Source organism: Rhizobium sp. R635 (genome assembly GCF_002211285.1).
Lineage (GTDB): Bacteria > Pseudomonadota > Alphaproteobacteria > Rhizobiales > Rhizobiaceae > Rhizobium.
The window spans coordinates 37,653-54,662 of record NZ_LOKX01000006.1 but is presented as its reverse complement, the minus strand read 5'-3'; the positions used below and the strand labels follow the sequence as shown (position 1 = coordinate 54,662).

Below are 17,010 nucleotides of genomic sequence, written 5' to 3'. Positions count from 1 at the left end.
GGGCGGGGTCTTTATTGGCCAGGACCAAAGCCCTCTCTAACATGCAAGACCCGGAGTCCTCCCATGACGTCAGCCGTCCGTTTCCAGCAGGTATCACGCCATTTCGGCCAGGTTCGCGCCGTCGATGGTGTCGATCTCGACATCGCGCCGGGCGAATTCTTCGCCATGCTCGGCCCGTCCGGCTCCGGCAAGACGACCTGCCTCAGGCTGATCGCCGGATTCGAGCAGCCGACCGCGGGCCATATCCAGATCTTCGGCGAGACGGCCGATGGTGTTCCGCCCTATCGGCGCAACGTCAACACGGTGTTCCAGGACTATGCGCTCTTCCCGCACCTCAACATCCTCGACAATGTCGCCTACGGGCTGATGGTCAAGGGCGTCGGCAAGACGGAACGGATGAAGGCCGCGAATGACGCTCTCGAACTCGTCAAGCTGCCGGGTTACGGCGCCCGCCGCCCCGGCCAGCTGTCGGGCGGCCAGCGCCAGCGCGTGGCGCTCGCCCGCGCGCTCGTCAACAAGCCGAAAGTGCTGCTGCTCGACGAACCGCTCGGCGCGCTCGACCTGAAGCTGCGCGAGCAGATGCAGGAGGAGTTGAAGAGCCTGCAGCGGGCGCTCGGCATCACCTTCGTCTTCGTCACCCATGATCAGGGCGAGGCGCTGTCCATGGCCGATCGGGTCGCCGTCTTCAACAATGGCAACATCGTCCAGCACGGCACGCCACAGGATATCTACCGCTGCCCGAAGACCCGCTTCGTCGCCGATTTCGTCGGCTCGTCCAACGTGATCGCGCCCGATCTGATGGCGTCACTCGGCGGCGAGAAGCGCTGGGCGAGCCTGCGCCCCGAAGCGATCCGGCTCGCAAGCGACGGCGTCGAGGCCAAGGTCGAAAATGCAAGTTTCCTCGGTGCGGCGACGCGCCTCAGCGTCGATCTCAAGGGCAGCCGGCTGCATGTCATGCTGCCGGCCGGCGCATCCGTGCCCGATGTCGGCGCCGGCATCCGGCTTGCCTGGCAGCCTGCCGATATCCACTACATGGACGACGCGGCATGACGGCGCTCACCATGTCAGGCGGCAAGACATCGATCCTTCCGCGACGCGGCGGGTTCTTCGGCCTGATGTCCGAGGCCTTCTGGCGGCATCCGAAGCTCCTGCTCTTCCTGATGCTGACGCCGCCGCTGCTCTGGCTCGGCATCATCTATATCGGCTCGCTGATCGCCCTGCTCTTGCAGAGCTTCTTCTCGATCGACGATTTTTCCGGGCTAGTGAATTACGAATTCACGCTCGCGACCTATGCCCAGCTCCTGAGCCCGACGAATTTCGACATCATCGTCCGCACCGTCGTGATGGCAGCCCTCGTCACCATCGCCTCGGCGCTGATCGCTTTCCCGATCGCCTATTACGCGGCGCGGTATGCGCAGGGCAAATGGAAGGCATTGTTTTATCTCGGCGTCATGCTGCCGCTGTGGTCGAGCTATCTCGTCAAGATCTACGCCTGGAAGCTGATCCTTGCCAAGGAAGGCATCCTCACCTGGATCTTCGAGAAGCTCCATCTCTCCTGGCTGCTCGACGGCATCCTGAACCTGCCCGTCGTCGGCGGCAATTCGCTCTCGGTGAGCTACCTCGGCACCTTCATCGTCTTCGTCTATATCTGGCTGCCCTATATGATCCTGCCGACCCAGGCGGCGCTCGAGCGCGTGCCCGGCAACCTGATCGAAGCCTCGGCCGATCTCGGCGCCACGCCGCGCCAGACCTTCCGCACGGTACTGCTGCCGCTGGCGCTCCCCGGCATCGTCGCCGGCTCGATCTTCACCTTCTCGCTGACCTTGGGCGATTACATCATCCCACAGATCATCGGCTCCTCCAGGCTCTTCATCGGCCAGGCCGTCTACGCCCAGCAGGGAACGGCCGGCAACGTGCCGCTGGCGGCCGCTTTCTCGGTCGTGCCGATCGTCATCATGGCGCTCTATCTGTGGATCGCCAAGAAACAGGGAGCCTTCGATGCGCTCTGACCTCAAGACGGCGCCGCTGCCCCTGAAGATCGCCGCCGGGATCGGCCTGCTCTTCCTGCACCTGCCGATCCTGCTGATCTTCGTCTATGCCTTCACGACGGAAGAGAAGAGCTACCAGTGGCCACCACCGGGGCTGACGCTGCAATGGTTCGCGGTCGCCTGGAACCGGCCGGATGTCTGGTCGGCGCTCGGCCTTTCCGTGCAGGTCGCCGTCATCGCCACCGCGATCGCGCTCGTCCTCGGCACGCTCTGCGCAGCCGCCGTCAGCCAGACCAAATTTTTCGGCCGCGAAGCGATCTCATTGCTGGTCATCCTGCCGATCGCCCTTCCCGGCATCATCACCGGCATTGCGCTGCGCTCTGCCTTCAGCCTTTTCGACATTCCGTTCTCGGTCTGGACGATCGTGCTCGGCCACGCCACCTTCTGCGTGGTCGTCGTCTACAACAATGCGGTCGCCCGCTTCCGCCGCACGTCAGGCTCGCTGATCGAGGCTTCGATGGATCTCGGCGCCGACGGCTTCCAGACCTTCCGCCATGTCATCCTGCCGAATATCGGCACCGCCCTCCTGGCCGGCGGCATGCTGGCTTTCGCCCTGTCCTTCGACGAGGTCATCGTCACCACCTTCACCGGCGGCCAGCAATCGACCCTGCCGATCTGGATGCTCGAAGAACTCATCCGCCCGCGCCAGCGCCCCGTCACCAATGTAGTGGCCATGGTCGTGGTGCTCGTCACTTTCCTGCCGATCCTGGCAGCCTACTACCTCACCCGCGACGGCGACCAGATCGCCGGCGCCGGCAAATAACAGGGAGAACATCATGGACACCCAAATGCTGATCGGTTCCCGCTTCGAAAAGGGCACGGAGACGGAGGAGCACATCCTGAACCCGAAGACCGGCGAGACGGTAGTCGACCTTCCCGAAGCCTCGCTCTCCCAGGTCGACGCCGCCGTCGATGCCGCCGAAAAGGCCTTTGCAAGCTGGTCGCAGACGACGCCCGCCGAGCGCTCCGGCTATCTCCTGAAGATTGCCGACTCCATCGAGAAAGATGCCGCCGGTTTCGCCGCGCTGGAAGCGCTGAACTGCGGCAAACCGATCAATTCAGTGCTGAACGACGAAATCCCGGCGATCGTCGATTGTTATCGCTTTTTCGCAGGCGCGGTGCGCAACCTGCACGGACCGGCCGCCGGCGAATACCTGCCCGGACATACCTCGATGATCCGCCGCGATCCGATCGGCGTCGTCGGCTCGATCGCGCCTTGGAATTATCCGCTGATGATGATGGCCTGGAAGCTGGCGCCGGCGATCGCCGGCGGCAATACCGTCGTCTTCAAGCCGTCGGAACAGACGCCGCTGACGGCGCTGAAGATGGCGAAACTGCTTTCCGACATTCTTCCCGAAGGCGTCGTCAACGTCATCCTCGGCCGCGGCGAAAGCGTCGGCAACGCGCTCATCAATCATGCCAAGATCGGCATGGTCTCGATCACAGGCGACGTCGCGACCGGCAAGAAGGTGCTCCAAGCCGCCGCCAAGACCGTCAAGCGCACCCATCTCGAACTCGGCGGCAAGGCCCCGGTCATCGTCTTCGACGATGCCGATATCGACGCCGTCGTGTCAGGCATCCGCACCTTCGGCTACTACAATGCCGGCCAGGACTGCACCGCCGCCTGCCGCATCTATGCCGACGCCAAGGTCTATGACAATTTCGTCGCCGATCTCTCCTCTGCCGTATCGAGCATCCGCTTCAACCAAGCCGACGATACCGAAAACGAGATCGGCCCGCTGATCTCCAGGCGCCAGCGCGACCGCGTCGAAAGCTTCGTCGCCCGTGCTTCCGAACACAAGCACATGGAAATCACCACCGGCGGCTCGGTCTCCGGCGACAAGGGCTTCTTCTTCACCCCGACCGTCATTGCGGGCGCTCTTCAGGACGACGAGATCGTCCGCCGCGAGGTCTTCGGCCCCGTCGTCTCGGTCACCCGCTTCTCCCAAGCCGATGACGCCATCGCCTGGGCGAATGACAGCGATTACGGTCTCGCATCCTCGGTCTGGACCAAGGATATCGGCCGCGGCATGAAGACCGCCGCCCGTCTGCAATATGGCTGCACCTGGATCAACACGCATTTCATGCTGGTCAACGAAATGCCGCATGGCGGCCTCAAGCAATCGGGCTACGGCAAGGACATGTCCGTCTATGCGCTGGAAGACTATACCGCCGTTCGCCATGTGATGATCAATCACGGGTGAACGACGAAAGGAAAAGATGTGGCATAAAGATCAGGTTCGCGCGTAGAAACGGGGCGAACCTTCTGCGGCAAAACAACATATCGCCAAATATTGCCTGCTATTGTCATATCCATTGCAGCAATAATGAAGGTAAATCGTGATTTCCGGCTCGATTGCCGGCTCCGCAACGGATCTCGGTGAGGCAGCATTATTCATGGCGACGCGCATCGATATCTCCGAACTCGAAAAGGCCACGGACGGATTACTGGAATCCGCCCTCGTTCCAGAAAAATGGACCGGCACGCTGGAAGCGATCTGCCGGGCGACCAGCTCGGAAGGCGCCCACATCATGCCGGCGGTCGGCAAGTTTTCACCCGGCTTCCTGACGACGCCCAACCTGCTCGAAGCCTTCGACGTCTATTTCGCCGAGGGCTGGCATAAGCGGGATTACCGCGAGCGCGGACTTCCCGTCGCGCTTGCCAAGGGCGTCATCATCGAGCACGACATCGCCTCGGAAGAAGAGTTTCGGCACCATGAATTCTATACCGAATTCCTCAGCCGTTTCGGTCTGCGTTATTCCGCCATGATCGCCTTTACCTCGGGCGATACGCTGCTCAGCCTCAACCTCCAGCGCCGGATCGACGATCCTCCCTTTGACCGGGAGGACGAGCGCATCCTGCTCTCCATGCAATCGAAGCTGACCACTTCGGCCGAAATCATCCGTTCATTGCAGGCCGCAAAGATCGACGGCATGAGCGAGGCTTTCGAGCTCAGCGGCACCGCTGCCGTCTTCTTCGACCGTACCGGCCGTGTCAGCCATCTGAACAATCGGGCCGAAAGGCTGCTCAACGGCGACATCCGCATCGTCGACCGCGAACTGGTGTCCGCAAGCCAGGAAGAGACCGGCCTTCTGCGGCAGCATGTGAAAGCGGTTCTTGCGGGAGACCCTTTCGTCAGCCCTGCCGTCTCGACGCCGGTGCTTTTCTCGCGCGCCGGCAAGGCCCCGCTCGTCATTCGCGCTCAAGCGCTGCGAGGCCTGCCCGCGGACATCTTCGCCCACTCGCGCGCCGTGGCCATCATCACCGACCTTTCCGAACGCGCAAGAACGGACGGCGACCTCCTGCGGCGGCTCTTCGCCCTGACGCCGCAGGAGGCGACCGTCGCCCGTCTGCTGACGGAAGGCTCCTCGCCGCGCCAGATCGCCGAGATTTGCGGCCTGAGCTATGAAACGGCGCGCGGCTACGTCAAGAAGGTACTCGCCAAGACCGGGACGCAGCGCCAGTCGCAGCTGATCTCGCTTCTCTCCGCCGTGAAAATCTAGCGCCGGACATCGGCAACCCTCCGCCCGCGCATGACGAAGCATCCTTCCAGCCATCCGGGAACAATTTCCCTGCTGCGGCGTCTTCTCAAGCAAACGCAAAGGATGATGCCATGCTCAAATGGGCTCTGATATTCTTCGTCATTTCGATCATCGCCGGTTTCTTCGGCTTCTCCGGCGTATCCGCCGCCACCGCGACGATCGCACGCGTTCTATTCGGCATCGCGCTGGTGATCTTCCTGATCTTCCTCGTCCTGGCGCTGATGGCGGGCCAGGCGATCCTCTGAACGGCTGCGGACGAAATCCGCTACAGGACGGCCCTGAACAAGGGATGCATGCTATCAGCCCGCCGTTTCAGCAGATGATCGATCGATATCGATCCCGCGCCGACGGCCGCGAGAACGAACATACCGCCGGCAATCGCCAGGTCCTTTTCGAAGTGCAGCAACTCGTTCTGGCTCTCGAAATTGGTATGAAAGAGCAAGGCGGTCGCCAGGCAGAAAAGCGCCAGCGCCAATGCGCCGAGCCGGCAGAGCAAGCCCGCCGCGACGGAAAGGCCGGCGCCGATTTGAAGCGCGATGGTGGCAAGGGTGACCGGCGCCGAGAGGCCGAGTTTTTCGAACGTTTCGATGGTCGCCGGAAGATCTGCCGCCAGCGTCGCTCCTTCATGCAGGAAGATCAGGGACAAGAGAAGCCTGCCCAGGAGAAGAATGAAATCGGCCAGGCTCGGCCGGCTTGAGGCGCTTTCCATCATATCCTCCGGTTTGCCGAGCAGGCAGGCCCGCTCTTTCGTTCAGGCCTTCTTCCATACTCCTTATTGCCCGGCACGGCTCGCCCTACAGCAGGCTTGCCCCGACATTGATCGCCAGCGCCAGTATCGTCGTGTTGAACAGAAACGACAGCACGGCATGCAGCAGCGTCAGCTTGCGCATGCTGGTCGAACTGACTGCCACGTCCGCCGTCTGCGCCGCAACGCCGATGGTGAAGGAGAAATAGAGGAAATCCCAGTAGCCGGGCTCGTCGATCCCGTCGGGAAATTTCAGGCCGCCCTCATCGTCCGCTCCGCCGTAGAAATAGTGGGCATAGTGGATGGTGAAGAGCGTGTGCAGGAAAACCCAGGAGATCAGGATCGTCAGCACCGCGCCGCCCGCCCGCGCCAGGGCGACATCGGGCGCCGCCTCCTTGATCGAATGAAGCTCGAGGCCGATGCCGGCAATGCTTGCGAGCGAAGCACCGATCGAAAGAGCCAGCAGGACCGTATCGGAAAAATCGAGGTCTTCGGCGCGTTTCCGGATGCTCTCGACCGTCGCCCGCAGCATCTTGCGCCAGCTGAGCGCAACGAAAAGGCCGGCGCTGGCATTCCATCCGAACAGCACGTTGCGGGCGCTGACATCGCGCGAGGTCACGGCCAGGAAGACCGCCAGGCCGGCAAGGGCGGCGATGATGAAGCTTGCATGCCGGGAGAAAAGCGCCGCCAGAGATGTTGCCCGTTCCTCCTCCATCTTCGCCTCCGGCCGCATAGGCCCTTGATAACAGCATGAAAAAGGCGCGGCTGCCAGTGGGCCGCCGCTCCTGCGATCGTTTGCCTTACCCTATCAGGCGGCGGCGAGCTGCAGTTCCTTCTGCACCATGGTGCGCAGCGTCCCCAGATCCTTGGCGAAAGCGCGGATGCCTTCGGCGAGCTTTTCGGTCGCCATCGCGTCTTCGTTCATCATCCAGCGGAAGGTCTTCTCGTCGACCGTGATTTTTGCGGCCGGCTTGATCGTTTCAGGCGACAGCTTGCGCTCGAGCTTGCCCTGATCGTTCGAAAGCTCGTCGAGCAGGTTCGGAGCGATGGTCAGGCGATCGCAGCCGGCCAGCGCTTCGATTTCGCCGGTGTTGCGGAACGATGCGCCCATGACGACTGTCTTGATGTCGTTGGCTTTGTAGTAGTTGTAGATGTCGCGGACGGACAGGACGCCCGGATCTTCTTCGGCAGTGAAATCCTTGCCGGTCGACTTCTTGTACCAGTCGAGGATACGGCCGACGAAGGGCGAAATCAGGAAAACCTTGGCATCGGCGCAGGCGATCGCCTGTGCCTTGGAGAAGAGCAGCGTCAGATTGCAGTCGATGCCTTCCTTCTGCAGGATCTCAGCTGCGCGAATGCCTTCCCAGGTAGAAGCAAGCTTGATGAGGATGCGGTCCTTCTCGATGCCGCGCTCCTTGTAGGCGGCAATGATGCTGCGCGCCTTGTTCAGCGACGCTTCGGTATCGAAGGACAGGTCGGCATCGACCTCAGTCGAAACGCGGCCGGGAACGAGCTTCACCAGGGCGGCGCCCACGGAGATGGCAAGGCGGTCGGCAACGGCTGCGGCGGCAACATTCGCATCACCGCCGAGCTTCTTGCCCCAGGCGATCGCTTCCTTCATGTCGTCGGCAAACATGTCGGTGCCGAGCGCCTTGAGGACGATGGATGGGTTGGTCGTGCAGTCGACCGGCTTCAGGCGGGCGACAGCCTGAATATCGCCGGTATCGGCGACGACGGTGGTAATCTCGCGGAGTTGGTCAAGCTTGGATGTCATGGTCGGTAATCCTTGTTGAATTTGGGCTGCGGACCGGCGCGAGTTCGCCCGGCAAAGAGGTGATCTAGGGACAGATGGTTTGCATGCTGCAGGCGAAAATACGCGCATCCGTCACGGATGATTCATAAACGTGAAGGACAGTCGACGTGTTCCGGCCGCGTGCGAACGGCCGATCGAACGCAAGCGGCGCCGCCTGCGGCTCAAAGGCCGGTCGTGACTTTCGGCATGCCCGCACTATGTCCTCCTCGGACGGACAGGAACGACTTGATGTCGTCAGGACTATCAACGCCCGGCGATGGAAAAGTCAAGGACATTTGTGCATTTCAATTGACATAAGTGTCACACCCGTCATTATCCCGGCAGCAAGCGCATCGTCAAAGCCTCTATCCCCAAGAGGACAGGAATCGTGCGGGAGGAGATGTGGTCAAACTCAAACGCGGCACGCATACGGCCTATTCCGAAGCGTCCTCGCTTCGGCTGAGGGCCGCATGGCTCTATTACAATGAGGGCCTGACGCAGAAAGACGTTGCCGAACAGCTCGGCATCAGCCGCACCACCGTCATCCGCCTGCTCGACGAAGCGATGAAGCGCAGCGAAGTCCAGATCTGGATCAACGATTCGATCGGCGACTGCGTCGAGCTTTCGGTGAAGCTGGAGCGCGCCTACGGCCTCGATGAGGCGATCGTGGTGCCGGCGCCGGTCAAATGCGACGTCGATTCACTGGCAAGGAATGTCGGCCTGGCGCTCGGCCAGTTCCTCTCGGAAGCCATTCCCGACGACTATACGATCGGTGTCGGCTGGGGCCGCACCATGACGGCCTCGCTGGCAAGCTTCCGCCCGCCGCGCCGCGACAACTGCAAGATCGTTTCCCTGCTCGGCGGCATCGTCGCCGTGCACCAGACGAACCCGATCGATTATACCTGGCGCCTGGCAAACCAGCTCGGCGCCGAATGCTACATGTTCCTGGCGCCGCTTCTCGTCGATTCCGTCGAAACCAAGCGCAATCTCATCGAGAAATGCGGGCTGGACACGATCTATCGTCTTGCCGAAAACCTCGATCTCGCCATCGTCAGCTGCGGCGACATCGGCCCGCATTCGACCTCGCTGTCGGAAGGCTGGATATCGAAGGCCGAGCTGCAGGAGTTGATCGATGCCGGCTGCGTCTGCGACACCATGTTCAATTTCCTCGACAAGGACGGCAATTCGGTCGACCATTCGATCAATCGGCGCGTCATGTCCGTCGATCTCGATACGCTGAAGGAGGCGAGGCATATCGTGCTCTCCTCCGGCGGCGCGCACCGCGCCGTCGCCATCCGCGCCACGATCAAGCGCATCGGCTGCAACACGCTGATCACGGATGAAAGTGCGGCGCGGGCACTGCTGGAACTGGCGGAGCAGGCTTGATTTACTTTTGGCGCCGCCGCTCAGGCGTGCGCCGATTCCCAGCCGAGCATGGCCCGCTTGCGGGTCAGACCCCAGTGATATCCCGTCAATGCTCCGTTCTTGCCGAGCGCGCGATGGCAGGGCACGACGAAGGAGATCGGATTGGCGCCGACGGCAGCGCCAACGGCGCGCATCGCGGTCGGCCGGCCGATATCCCGGGCGATATCGCTATAGGTCACAGCCTTGCCGAACGGGATCTTCAACAGGCTCTGCCAGACACTGACCTGGAAATCCGTGCCGATCAGCACCACCCGCAACGGCCGGTCCGAGGTCCAGCGCCCCGGCTGGAAGATGCGTTCGGCATAGGGAGCGGTCGCCTGCCGGTCTTCGATATAGTCTGCATTCGGCCAGCGGCAGCTCATGTCCTCGAAACACGCCCTCTCGTCGCCGGTATCGCTGAAGGCGAGGCCGGCAAGGCCGCGATCCGTCGCCATGACGAGTGCCGTGCCGAAGGGGCAGTTGTGGAAGCCGTAGCGGATCGTCAGACCGCCGCCCTTCGCCTTCCACTCACCAGGAGACATCGCCTCATGGGTGACGAATAGGTCGTGCAGGCGGCTCGGGCCGGAAAGACCGACTTCGATCGAGGTTTCGAGCAGCGGCATCTCTTCGCTCCGCAGCAGCCGCTTTGCGTGATCCAGCGTGACGGCCTGCAGGAACGCCTTCGGGGAAAGGCCGGCCCAGCGGGTAAAGGTCTTCTGAAGCTGCGTCGGCGACTGGTTCAGCCGCGCCGCGATCGCTTCCAGCGAGGGCTGGTCACGATATTCTTCGCTGATGAGTTCGATGACCTGGCGCACGGTATCGTAATCCGGGCCGTCAGGGGTGATATCGGTGTCGAGCTTCGCGATCATATTCATCGTTTTTCTCCTTTAGGCAGGAGATAATCAAGGGCGGGCAGCCAAACCACCCGATTCTTGCGCCCCGACACATATGCAATGTCTCAAATACGCTGCTTGACCGTGGCGAGCGCCCCTTTGAAGGCCTTGGCGAAACTCTCGCGATCATCGGGATTGAGGAAGGAGCCGATATCCGTGCGCCGGCCCTCGCCGAAAATCTGCATCGAGAGGATGCCGATCTCCTGATGCCGGCGAACGAGGAACCGTGCCCAGAACGGATTGAAATGATGCTCCACCATTCGTCCCGACGGAGCGAACTTGCGCACCGAAACATCGGTGCGCGACACCGTGACCTCCTCGCGCGCCCTTCCGGAGCGGTAGCTGAGCCAGAAAGCGCCGTAAAGCAGCATGAAGTCCAGCCCGAAGAAGAAGCCGATCGGCCAGGCGCCGGACACGATAAAGAACATGCCGTAGAGGAAGCAGACGGCGCCCGACAAAATGAGCAGCACCTTGAAGCCCTTGCGGCCGAGCGACCGGTGGGGAAAGAGCTCGGCGGCGAAAACAGGCTTTTCGTTGAAGCTGTCTGCGTTGCTTTCCATCATGGGCGTTGAGTATAGATTCTCCATGGCGAATCCGAAACTCAAATCCGTTGGCAAACCCTCGCAAAACTCGAATGTGATCGCCCGCCGCAAACCGGCGGCCGCGGTCAAAACCGCCTATTCCCCGGCCGAGCGCGAAGAGATCTTCCGCCGTTTCTCGGTGCAGCGGCCGGAGCCGAGGGGCGAGCTCGAGCACACCAACCCCTTCACGCTCGTCGTCGCAGTGGCGCTTTCCGCCCAGGCCACGGATGCCGGCGTCAACAAGGCGACGCGGGCGCTGTTCAAAATCGCCGATACGCCGCAGAAAATGCTCGATCTCGGCGAGGAGAAGGTGCGCGACTACATCAAGACGATCGGGCTTTATCGCAACAAGGCCAAGAACGTCATCGCGCTGTCGCAGATGCTGGTGGACGAATTCGCGGGCAAAGTTCCGGAAACGCGCGAGCAACTGATCCGCCTGCCGGGCGTCGGCCGCAAGACCGCCAATGTCGTGCTCTCCATGGCCTTCGGCCAGGCGACCATGGCCGTCGACACCCATATCTTCCGCATCGCCAATCGCATCAAGCTCGCGCCGGGCAAGACGCCCGACGAGGTGGAAGAGCGGTTGATGAAGGTGGTGCCGAAACACTACCTCTATCACGCTCATCACTGGCTGATCCTGCATGGGCGCTATACCTGCAAGGCGCGCCGCCCGGAATGCGAACGCTGCGTCATCGCCGATATCTGCAAGTCGCCGGAAAAGAGCTGCGATATTCCCGCACCGCTCGTCGAGCTACCGCCGCAGGTGATCGGCGAGGCCGTCGAGTAGGGCCGCGATCGCCTGCTCGTAATCCCGCCTCTCCCCACCCGCTTCGATCGCGATCGCCGCGCGGTCGAAGGCCGCCGACAGCAGGGATGTCAGCGGGCCGAGCAGCGCCGCCCCCGCCTCAGGCACGAGCGCTGCAAGCCCGGCACGCAAACTCGCTTCCGCATTCTCGGCATCCAGCGCCGCAACCGCCGGCAGCCCGAGAACGGCAGGGGCTTCCATCAGCAACAGCCGTGTTCGGCCCGGCTGCGCCATTGCCGTGAAATAGGCCGAAGCGCCTGCGATCAGCGCGGCCCGCGGGTCGTCCGCCGGCAACGGAGAGGCCTCGATCGCCTTGGCCACCTCCCGCGCCTCGCACTCGATCACCGCCTGGAAAAGCGCCTTCTTGTCCTCGAAGTGATGATAGAGAGCGCCACGCGTCACTCCCGCCGCCGCGACGATCTCCGGCGTCGCCGTCTCGGCATAACCTGTCTCGACAAAGATGCGCCGTCCGGCGTCGATCAGGGCCTGCCTCGTCTGTTCCGTTCTCTCGCGATTGCTGCGGCTCATGAGAGTCATTTACATACAAACTGCATGTATGTTAAGAGATAAAAACATACAGACTGTATGTAAATCGCGAAGGAGCGAAAAATGAAATCGACCAGCTACTATCCCGTCATCATGACCGGCGACGTTCCGGGCACCGCCGCCTTCTACTGCGCCCACTTCGGCTTCAAGGCGCTCTTCGAAAACGACTGGTACGTTCACCTGCAATCCGCCGAGGCGGAGCATGTCGCTCTCGCCATTCTCGACGGCAGCCACGAGACCATTCCGGCCGTCGCACGCGGCGAAGTTCGCGGTTTGCTGCTCAATTTCGAGGTCGAGGATGTCGATCGCATCTATGAGGCCTGCAGGGATGCCGGCCTGCCGATCTTGAGGGAGATCCGCGACGAGGATTTCGGCCAGAGGCATTTCATCACCGCCGATCCGAACGGCGTGCTGATCGACATCATCAAACCGATCCCGCCGAGCGCGGAATTCGCGGCGATGTACGACGCCTCCGCCCTGCCCGATTGAGTCTCACCGAGCTTCGCGAGCGGATATCAGCTTGTGCAGATGCACCATCATGCCGGCGGCAAAGAGCGGCGTCAGGAGATTGACGAAGGGGATCATCAGGAAGAGCGCGATCACCAGCCCGCCGAGAAAGACGGTGGGCGCATGTTTGGCGCGGAAGAGCCGCGCCTCCTGCGGCGGACGGAAACGCATGGCGGCGAATTCGAAGAATTCCCGTCCGAGCAGATAGCCGTTCACCAGAAAGAACGCGACCAGATTGACGCCGGGAATGAACAGCAGCAGCAAGGCGACGATATTGCCGACGATCACCACGCCGAGGAACTTGAGCGAGCTTGCCATCGCCGGCACGATCGGCATGGCGGTGCCCGGCGCATCCGTGGGATAGTCGCGTTTTTCGATGACATCGGCGACATCGTCGAGGAACAGGCCGGCAATGAGCGCCGTCACCGGCGAAAGCAGCAGCGCCAGCAGGAGCGCAAGACCGATGCCGGCAAGGATCGCGAAGACCAGGGCAAACCATCCCGCCCAATCCGGCAGATCCGGAAAGAAGCTGGTCAGCCAGGGAAAGACGAAGGCCATGAAGGCTCCGCGCAATGCGAACCAAAGGCCGGTCAGCACCAGAATCGTCAGCCCGAGCACTTTCCAGAAGACCGAACGTGTCTCGGCGGCGAACAGATTGACCAGGGAAAGTCGTGCAGCGTCAAGGATCATGTCTTAAGGCGTCTCCGGTTGCGCGTAAGATGTAGGAATAGCGAATGCCACCGGCAAGAGAGAATAAAATTGCATGCTTTACTAGAAAACTTGTCGCAAAATAAATGCTAATATAATATTGTGTGATGGCAGAATATGCATGGACCTGAGAAGCAGCTTCCGAAATAGTTGCAAAGACAAGGGGTCGCAACAGCGCATCCACGGAACGCCTCTGAGGAAATACGGGGGGAGGCTGATGTGGAAGACTTTGTGCACAAACTGAGACAATACGTTAAAACGGGGACACCCGCCGAACGTCGTATCGCGAAATATTTCTCCGAACACCTGAACGACCTGCCATTCGAGACGGCCGCATCCGTCGCCGACAGGCTGGATTTGTCGCCGATGACCGTCGGGCGCTTCCTGCGGGCCCTCGGCTATCAGGGATTGGACAGCGTCAAGGTGGAGATTCGCGAGACGGTGACGACATCGCCGGCGCAATTGCAGAGCGCGATGACGGAACTGCATCAGGACGCGGCGGAAGGCAAACCGCTTGCCGTGCTGGTTGCCGAGCAGATCCAGGCGCTTCATCACATCTATCACCTGACCGCACAGCCGAACTGGTCGGAAGCCGTCAGTCTGATCAGCACGGCCCGCGAAGTGTCGATCGCCACGCATGCGCGCCTTGCGAGCCTCGCCAACCATTTTTGCCAGCGGCTGACTCAGGCCCGCGACGGCGTGCGCGCGCTCGACGGCGCCGACAACCGTTTCGCCGACCTCTTCGCCCGGCCGGCGGTCGACGATGCGCTGCTCGTCATCATCGACTGTCGCCGCTTCGCCAAGGCGCGGCTGCTTGCCCGCACGGCACGGCGCTACGGCTACAAGGTCGTGCTCATTTCGCCGCAGCAGGCGGACTGGATGGCCGACCAGTCGAACGTCATGCTGCCGCTGCCGGCCGCCCGCGCTCCCGATCTCGACAATCTTCCGCCGCTGATCGCGCTGCTCGATTGCCTGTCGGAAGCCGTCATTCTCGAAGTCGGGGAGGAGGCAGCGCTCCGCCGCCGCCGCATGCTGGAATTCGCGACCGTCCTCGGCGAGACGGCAAACCACTAAACCTATTGCATCGCTTCCAGTTCGGCGCGGTGCCGGTGCATGGCAAGCAGACGGCGATAGTCGCGGTCGTAGAGCGCTTGCTTGGTCCTGTCGGGAAGCCGCTCCTCGCCGCCCGGATACATCGCCTCGCCCGCCGCCGCCAGATCCTCGTGCAGGCCGCAGGCGACCGACGCCGCGATCGCCGTACCGAGCAGCACCGCCTCGTTCATCTTCGGCACCACCACCTTGCAGCCGGTGGCGTCGCTATAGAGCTCCATCAGCACCGGGTTTTTCACATGCCCGCCGGCGATATGCAGCGTGTCGGGCACGTAGCCGTATTCCTTCATCTTCTCCAGGATGTGGCGGATACCAAGTGCGATCGCCACCGCCGTGCGCCAATAGAGCGCGCAAAGCCCGTCGAAGGAGGCATCGAGCGTCAGCCCGCTGACGACACCGACCGCATGCGGATCGGCGAGCGGCGAGCGATTGCCGTGAAAATCCGGCAGCACGAAAATGCGCTCCCCGAAGGCGTCACCCTCCTCGGCCCGCAATTCGGCAATCCGCGCCACGATCTTCTGGTGCAGCGCCGAGGTCGGCTCGCCGCCGGCCGCATGCATGCGCACGATATGGTCGAGGAGCGCACCGGTCGCCGATTGCCCGGCCTCCACCAGCCAGCATTGCGGGAAGACCGCCTCGTAATAGGGACCCCACATCCCATGGCTCGGCTTACGCTCCTGCGAGAAGGCGACGATGCAGCTCGACGTGCCGGCGATCAGCGCCAACTGATGCTCGCGTTTCACGGGATCGGCGGCATAACCGCCGAGCGCGCCGAGCGCACCGGCATAGGCGTCGATCATGCCGGCTGAGACATGGCAATCGGTGGTCAGCCCGAGCGCCTCGGCCGCGTCAGGCGTCAGCCGGCCGACGCTGTCTCCGACGGGCGCGGTTTCGTCAGGCAGATGACCGCGCGCCTGAAGGTCCTCGAGGCCGATCCGCTCCAGGAAATCCTGCTGCCAGCCCGTTTCGAGATGGGCGAGATAGTTCCACTTCGCCGTCAGCGTGCAGCGCGAACGGGCAAGCGACCCGGTCGATTTCCACGTCATGAAATCGGCGAGATCGAAGAAATAGCCGGCCTTTTCCCATGTGGCGGGCAGCTTCTTCTTCAGCCACATCAGCTTCGGCATCTCCATCTCAGGCGACATCACGTGGCCGGAATGTTCGAGTACCCTGTGCTCCGTCGCCGTGCAGAAATCGGCTTCCTTCAGCGCCCGGTGATCGAGCCAGACGATCGTGTCGAAACGCTTCTCGCCGCCCGTGGAAACGCTGATCTGCCGACCCTCGACATCGCGCACGACGAGCGAACATGTGGCGTCGAACCCGATCGCTCCAACGGAAGCGGCGGCAATGCCCGATTGCTCCATCGCCCTGCGCACCGCCGTGCAGGCGGCGGACCAGATGTCCTCGGAATCATGTTCGGCATGATTCTCACGCGGCCGGTTCATGACGATCGGATGCTCGGCCTTGGCAAGCAGCCTGCCGCTTGCATTAAAGACGCCGGCGCGCGCGCTGCCCGTGCCGATATCCACCGCAACCACATGATCACGCATCAAGGCTTCGTCCCGTCCAGCTTGTGTTTGCGGACAAGGTGTCTCAAATCCGGCATGGCGTCAAACACCACATCAGGCGAAAGCCGGTCCAATTCGGCGCGGTATCCGGCGAAGTTGGCGTGCGATCCGCCCGTGAAGGCGAAGACCGTCATGCCCGCCGCCTTGGCGGCCGCAATACCGGCCGGACTGTCCTCGACGACGACGCAGGCTGCAGGCTCCACATGCATTTGCCGGGCCGCATGCAGAAAGAGATCGGGCGCCGGTTTACCGCGCTTGACCATCGTCGCGCTGAAAATGTCGGGCAGCCTGTCGAGAAGCCCGGTGACGGACAGCGACAGCCGGATACGCTCCATCTGGCTTGAAGAAGCGACGCAGCAGGGAATGCCGAGCCCGTCGATCGTCGCGGCAATTCCTTCGATCGGCTTCAATTCGGTGCGGAAGCGGGCGTAGAGATCGGTGCGGATACGCTCGAGGAATTCTTCTCCGGCATGAACGTTGAATTCGGTTTCCAGCGTATCGATGACCGTCGAGAGGCTGCGGCCGAGAAAACGTTCATAGGCCTGGTCCTCGGTGATCGAGACGCCGAAATCGCTCATCGCCCCGACGAGAACGCTGATCGAGATCGGCTCGCTGTCGACGAGCACGCCGTCGCAATCGAAGATGACCAGCCCTGGTTCAGCATCAGCCATGAAAGACCCAACCTGAGTTCGATTCGGACGCGCCCAGCTTCGCCCGCAAAGCCGGATGGACGGCGGCAATTGCTGCCGCCATCCCGATT

The 17,010-nt window shown here is 62.2% G+C and carries 19 protein-coding genes; 10 read left to right on the top strand and 9 right to left on the bottom strand.

Annotated elements, in window-relative coordinates:
- The first annotated feature begins 63 nt into the window (after nt 1–63).
- The 6 genes from ATY78_RS07100 (at nt 64) to ATY78_RS07075 (ending at nt 5,836) form a co-directional block, all read left to right on the top strand.
- A complete protein-coding gene (locus tag ATY78_RS07100; protein ID WP_088681640.1) occupies nt 64–1,050 on the top strand; it encodes an ABC transporter ATP-binding protein in 987 nt (328 codons plus the stop codon).
- Nucleotides 1,047–2,009, top strand: a complete 963-nt coding sequence (locus tag ATY78_RS07095; RefSeq protein ID WP_088681639.1) for an ABC transporter permease — start codon at nt 1,047–1,049, stop codon at nt 2,007–2,009. The genes ATY78_RS07100 and ATY78_RS07095 overlap by 4 nt, the downstream gene beginning before the upstream one ends.
- On the top strand, nt 1,999–2,811 hold the full coding sequence (locus ATY78_RS07090; RefSeq protein WP_088681638.1) for an ABC transporter permease: 813 nt from the start codon (nt 1,999–2,001) through the stop codon (nt 2,809–2,811). The genes ATY78_RS07095 and ATY78_RS07090 overlap by 11 nt, the downstream gene beginning before the upstream one ends.
- A gap of 13 nt (nt 2,812–2,824) precedes the next feature.
- Nucleotides 2,825–4,252, top strand: a complete 1,428-nt coding sequence (locus ATY78_RS07085) for a gamma-aminobutyraldehyde dehydrogenase (RefSeq protein ID WP_088681637.1) — start codon at nt 2,825–2,827, stop codon at nt 4,250–4,252.
- A gap of 193 nt (nt 4,253–4,445) precedes the next feature.
- A complete protein-coding gene (locus ATY78_RS07080) occupies nt 4,446–5,552 on the top strand; it encodes a helix-turn-helix transcriptional regulator (RefSeq protein ID WP_088681725.1) in 1,107 nt (368 codons plus the stop codon).
- A gap of 110 nt (nt 5,553–5,662) precedes the next feature.
- Nucleotides 5,663–5,836 carry a DUF1328 domain-containing protein gene (locus tag ATY78_RS07075; RefSeq protein WP_003552965.1) on the top strand — a complete coding sequence of 58 codons (174 nt, stop codon included), beginning with the start codon at nt 5,663–5,665 and terminating at the stop codon, nt 5,834–5,836.
- Nucleotides 5,837–5,856: 20 nt separating this feature from the next.
- On the opposite strand, the gene ATY78_RS07070 is transcribed toward ATY78_RS07075, so the two are convergent.
- From ATY78_RS07070 to tal, 3 genes are all read right to left on the bottom strand, one after another.
- The gene (locus ATY78_RS07070) at nt 5,857–6,303 is read right to left on the bottom strand and encodes a DoxX family protein (RefSeq protein WP_088681636.1); all 447 of its coding nucleotides are present in this window, start codon (nt 6,301–6,303) and stop codon (nt 5,857–5,859) included.
- Nucleotides 6,304–6,385: 82 nt separating this feature from the next.
- A complete protein-coding gene (locus ATY78_RS07065; protein ID WP_088681635.1) occupies nt 6,386–7,069 on the bottom strand; it encodes a DUF1345 domain-containing protein in 684 nt (227 codons plus the stop codon).
- Nucleotides 7,070–7,144: 75 nt separating this feature from the next.
- Nucleotides 7,145–8,110, bottom strand: coding sequence for a transaldolase (tal, locus tag ATY78_RS07060; RefSeq protein WP_088681634.1), 966 nt, complete (start codon nt 8,108–8,110; stop codon nt 7,145–7,147).
- A 420-nt stretch (nt 8,111–8,530) separates the two neighbouring features.
- On the opposite strand from tal, the gene ATY78_RS07055 reads away from it, so the two are divergent.
- Entirely contained in the window at nt 8,531–9,514 is a 984-nt protein-coding gene (locus ATY78_RS07055; RefSeq protein WP_088681633.1) for a sugar-binding transcriptional regulator, read from the top strand.
- A 20-nt stretch (nt 9,515–9,534) separates the two neighbouring features.
- Here the strand turns inward: ATY78_RS07055 and ATY78_RS07050 are convergent, their stop codons facing one another.
- Together ATY78_RS07050 and ATY78_RS07045 are read right to left on the bottom strand one after the other, a co-directional pair.
- The gene (locus tag ATY78_RS07050; RefSeq protein ID WP_088681632.1) at nt 9,535–10,407 is read right to left on the bottom strand and encodes a bifunctional helix-turn-helix domain-containing protein/methylated-DNA--[protein]-cysteine S-methyltransferase; all 873 of its coding nucleotides are present in this window, start codon (nt 10,405–10,407) and stop codon (nt 9,535–9,537) included.
- Nucleotides 10,408–10,490: 83 nt separating this feature from the next.
- Entirely contained in the window at nt 10,491–10,988 is a 498-nt protein-coding gene (locus ATY78_RS07045) for a DUF2244 domain-containing protein (protein ID WP_088681631.1), read from the bottom strand.
- Here ATY78_RS07045 and nth point away from each other — a divergent pair.
- A complete protein-coding gene (nth, locus tag ATY78_RS07040; RefSeq protein WP_190237412.1) occupies nt 10,987–11,793 on the top strand; it encodes an endonuclease III in 807 nt (268 codons plus the stop codon). The two genes, ATY78_RS07045 and nth, sit on opposite strands and share 2 nt — an antisense overlap.
- Here the strand turns inward: nth and ATY78_RS07035 are convergent.
- A complete protein-coding gene (locus tag ATY78_RS07035; RefSeq protein ID WP_190237410.1) occupies nt 11,758–12,339 on the bottom strand; it encodes a TetR/AcrR family transcriptional regulator in 582 nt (193 codons plus the stop codon). The genes nth and ATY78_RS07035 overlap by 36 nt on opposite strands.
- A gap of 81 nt (nt 12,340–12,420) precedes the next feature.
- Here ATY78_RS07035 and ATY78_RS07030 point away from each other — a divergent pair, with 81 nt between their 5' ends.
- Complete coding sequence (locus ATY78_RS07030; protein WP_088681628.1) at nt 12,421–12,846, top strand: VOC family protein; 426 nt, start codon at nt 12,421–12,423, stop codon at nt 12,844–12,846.
- Nucleotides 12,847–12,849: 3 nt separating this feature from the next.
- On the opposite strand, the gene ATY78_RS07025 is transcribed toward ATY78_RS07030, so the two are convergent.
- Complete coding sequence (locus tag ATY78_RS07025) at nt 12,850–13,554, bottom strand: sulfate transporter family protein (RefSeq protein WP_088681627.1); 705 nt, start codon at nt 13,552–13,554, stop codon at nt 12,850–12,852.
- 237 nt (nt 13,555–13,791) lie between these two features.
- Here ATY78_RS07025 and ATY78_RS07020 point away from each other — a divergent pair, with 237 nt between their 5' ends.
- Nucleotides 13,792–14,646: a MurR/RpiR family transcriptional regulator gene (locus ATY78_RS07020; RefSeq protein ID WP_088681626.1), complete on the top strand. Its 855-nt coding sequence runs from the start codon at nt 13,792–13,794 to the stop codon at nt 14,644–14,646.
- Between the two features lie 2 nt (nt 14,647–14,648).
- On the opposite strand, the gene ATY78_RS07015 is transcribed toward ATY78_RS07020, so the two are convergent.
- Together ATY78_RS07015 and ATY78_RS07010 are read right to left on the bottom strand one after the other, a co-directional pair.
- Nucleotides 14,649–16,232, bottom strand: a complete 1,584-nt coding sequence (locus tag ATY78_RS07015; RefSeq protein WP_088681625.1) for an FGGY-family carbohydrate kinase — start codon at nt 16,230–16,232, stop codon at nt 14,649–14,651.
- On the bottom strand, nt 16,232–16,921 hold the full coding sequence (locus ATY78_RS07010) for an HAD family hydrolase (protein ID WP_088681624.1): 690 nt from the start codon (nt 16,919–16,921) through the stop codon (nt 16,232–16,234). The genes ATY78_RS07015 and ATY78_RS07010 overlap by 1 nt, the downstream gene beginning before the upstream one ends.
- Nucleotides 16,922–17,010 lie beyond the last annotated feature (89 nt).

Excerpts from the sequence above, each read along its gene's own strand:
- ATY78_RS07100 (WP_088681640.1), top strand. The coding sequence starts at position 64 with ATGACGTCAGCCGTCCGTTTCCAGCAGGTATCACGCCATTTCGGCCAG.
- ATY78_RS07095 (WP_088681639.1), top strand. The coding sequence starts at position 1,047 with ATGACGGCGCTCACCATGTCAGGCGGCAAGACATCGATCCTTCCGCGA.
- ATY78_RS07090 (WP_088681638.1), top strand. The coding sequence starts at position 1,999 with ATGCGCTCTGACCTCAAGACGGCGCCGCTGCCCCTGAAGATCGCCGCC.
- ATY78_RS07085 (WP_088681637.1), top strand. The coding sequence starts at position 2,825 with ATGGACACCCAAATGCTGATCGGTTCCCGCTTCGAAAAGGGCACGGAG.
- ATY78_RS07080 (WP_088681725.1), top strand. The coding sequence starts at position 4,446 with ATGGCGACGCGCATCGATATCTCCGAACTCGAAAAGGCCACGGACGGA.
- ATY78_RS07075 (WP_003552965.1), top strand. The coding sequence starts at position 5,663 with ATGCTCAAATGGGCTCTGATATTCTTCGTCATTTCGATCATCGCCGGT.
- ATY78_RS07070 (WP_088681636.1), bottom strand. The coding sequence starts at position 6,303 with ATGATGGAAAGCGCCTCAAGCCGGCCGAGCCTGGCCGATTTCATTCTT.
- ATY78_RS07065 (WP_088681635.1), bottom strand. The coding sequence starts at position 7,069 with ATGCGGCCGGAGGCGAAGATGGAGGAGGAACGGGCAACATCTCTGGCG.
- tal (WP_088681634.1), bottom strand. The coding sequence starts at position 8,110 with ATGACATCCAAGCTTGACCAACTCCGCGAGATTACCACCGTCGTCGCC.
- ATY78_RS07050 (WP_088681632.1), bottom strand. The coding sequence starts at position 10,407 with ATGAATATGATCGCGAAGCTCGACACCGATATCACCCCTGACGGCCCG.
- nth (WP_190237412.1), top strand. The coding sequence starts at position 10,987 with ATGGGCGTTGAGTATAGATTCTCCATGGCGAATCCGAAACTCAAATCC.
- ATY78_RS07045 (WP_088681631.1), bottom strand. The coding sequence starts at position 10,988 with ATGATGGAAAGCAACGCAGACAGCTTCAACGAAAAGCCTGTTTTCGCC.
- ATY78_RS07035 (WP_190237410.1), bottom strand. The coding sequence starts at position 12,339 with ATGAGCCGCAGCAATCGCGAGAGAACGGAACAGACGAGGCAGGCCCTG.
- ATY78_RS07030 (WP_088681628.1), top strand. The coding sequence starts at position 12,421 with ATGAAATCGACCAGCTACTATCCCGTCATCATGACCGGCGACGTTCCG.
- ATY78_RS07025 (WP_088681627.1), bottom strand. The coding sequence starts at position 13,554 with ATGATCCTTGACGCTGCACGACTTTCCCTGGTCAATCTGTTCGCCGCC.
- ATY78_RS07015 (WP_088681625.1), bottom strand. The coding sequence starts at position 16,232 with ATGCGTGATCATGTGGTTGCGGTGGATATCGGCACGGGCAGCGCGCGC.
- ATY78_RS07010 (WP_088681624.1), bottom strand. The coding sequence starts at position 16,921 with ATGGCTGATGCTGAACCAGGGCTGGTCATCTTCGATTGCGACGGCGTG.